A 2,015-nucleotide genomic window follows, 5' to 3' on the forward strand; every position below is an offset into this window, starting at 1 on the left:
ACCACCTGCCCAAGTCCCACACCCTGGACGCCCTAGCGGTCGGCAAGACCGAGACGATCACCCAAGTCGTGCGCACGGTTCTGGTCGCGGGGTGCACCGGCCGTGGATCATATACCCGCACCCGCACCCGCACCGACAAGCACGGGTTCCCTCGGCTGCGACTGCCTCGCACCAAGCGCTTCTTCGGCTTCGCCACCGGCGACCTGGTCCGCGCCGTGGTGTCCAAAGGCAAGAACGCCGGAAGCCACACAGGGCGGGTCGCGGTGCGGTCCACCGGCATGCACACCGTCACCACCCCGTGCGGCCCGGTGAAGACCTCGTACAAGAACCTTCGGCTCCTGCAATGGGCCGACGGCTATGCCTACACCGTGGAGAAGGAGGCAGGGGCTTCCTCCCCGGTCTGAAGCCCCAAGAATCCAATGGCTACCGGCAAGACGGACCTGGATCCGCCCCTGCTCACCGTGGACGATCTGAAGGACACACCGGACGACGGGCGGCGCTACGAACTGGACGACGGGCGGCTTGACGTGTCACCCGCACCTGTCTATGTGCACACCCGCGTCGAGTCCCGGCTGAGCTACCATCTCACCACACCGGCTTCCGACGACTTCGAGGTCGCCACCGGCCCCGGCATCAACGTCAACGCCGACCGCACCCACCACCGCGTCCCTGACGTCGCGGTGATCCATACGGCCGACGCGGAGAGCCCCTACCTGACCAAACCCCCGCTGTTGGCGGTGGAGGTCGTCTCCCCCGAGAGCGCCATCCGCGACCACCACACCAAGCGGCAGGAGTACGAGGAGTTCGGTATCCCCTCGTACTGGATCGTCAACCCGGACCCCGCTCTGCCGAGCATCACCGAACTCCGACTGGAGGACGGCGGTTACCGCGAGGTCACCACCGTCGTGGGCGAGAACATCCTCAAGACGGACACGCCCTTCCCCCTGAGCGTCGTCCCCCACTGGCTCGGCGCCCTCGGTAACCGGCGAAAGCACGTCGGCGGATCCGACGAGGCCGCCGGATAGGCACCTCCGACGGAGCCGGGCGCCCCGTTCGGGGCGCCCGGCTCGGCCCGTACGCCGCCCCGGTGTCGGCGTCCGCGGAGCGGGCCAACTATCGTGCACCTGACCGTGTGCGCGGGGCGACGAACACCGGCAACGGCGCCGAGGGTTCCCACCCACCGCGGGCGGAGACTCAGGAGGCTGCCTGTATGTTCCAGAAGATCCTCGTGGCCAACCGAGGAGAGATCGCGATCCGCGCGCTGCGCGCGGGCAACGAACTGCGCGCGAGGACCGTCGCGGTCTTCCCGCACGAGGACCGCAACTCACTGCACCGGCTCAAGGCCGACGAGGCCTACCAGATCGGGGAGCAGGGACACCCCGTGCGGGCGTACCTGTCCGTCGGGGAGATCGTGCGGACCGCCCTGGAGTCGGGCGCGGACGCCGTCTACCCCGGGTACGGCTTCCTGTCCGAGAACCCCGAACTGGCCAGGGCGTGCGAGGAGGCGGGCATCACGTTCGTCGGCCCGCCCGCCGACGTGCTGGAGCTGACCGGCAACAAGGCCTCCGCGGTGGCGGCGGCCAAGGCGGCGGGCGTGCCGGTGCTGGGCTCGTCCGCGCCCTCCACGGACGTGGACGCCCTGGTGGCCGCCTCGGAGGAGATCGGCTTCCCCCTGTTCGTCAAGGCCGTCGCCGGGGGCGGCGGCCGGGGGATGCGCCGGGTCGACGCTCCGGGGGCGCTGCGCGAGGCCGTGGAGGCCGCCATGCGCGAGGCGGGCGCGGCCTTCGACGACCCCACGGTGTTCCTGGAGAAGGCCGTGGTGGAACCCCGCCACATCGAGGTGCAGATCCTGGCCGACGGCCAAGGCGACGTCATCCACCTCTTCGAGCGGGACTGCTCGGTCCAGCGGCGCCACCAGAAGGTCGTGGAACTGGCCCCCGCGCCCAACCTCGACCCGGAACTGCGCGAACGCATGTGCCAGGACGCGGTGCGCTTCGCCCGCACCATCGGCTACC

At 70.3% G+C, this 2,015-nt stretch carries 2 protein-coding genes and 1 pseudogene; all 3 read left to right on the forward strand.

The genetic code is table 11. From position 1 onward, the window contains the following. Window positions 1-404, forward strand: a pseudogene (locus D471_RS33175) (RNA-guided endonuclease IscB); the annotation flags it as partial. 15 nt (window positions 405-419) lie between these two features. Next, entirely contained in the window at window positions 420-1,025 is a 606-nt protein-coding gene (locus tag D471_RS0105630) for a Uma2 family endonuclease (protein WP_017597723.1), read from the forward strand. Between the two features lie 185 nt (window positions 1,026-1,210). Next, the coding region (locus D471_RS33180) for an ATP-binding protein (RefSeq protein ID WP_040688501.1) at window positions 1,211-2,015 on the forward strand (805 nt) is incomplete at its 3' end.

The organism is Nocardiopsis lucentensis DSM 44048, assembly GCF_000341125.1.
GTDB classification, from domain to species: domain Bacteria; phylum Actinomycetota; class Actinomycetes; order Streptosporangiales; family Streptosporangiaceae; genus Nocardiopsis; species Nocardiopsis lucentensis.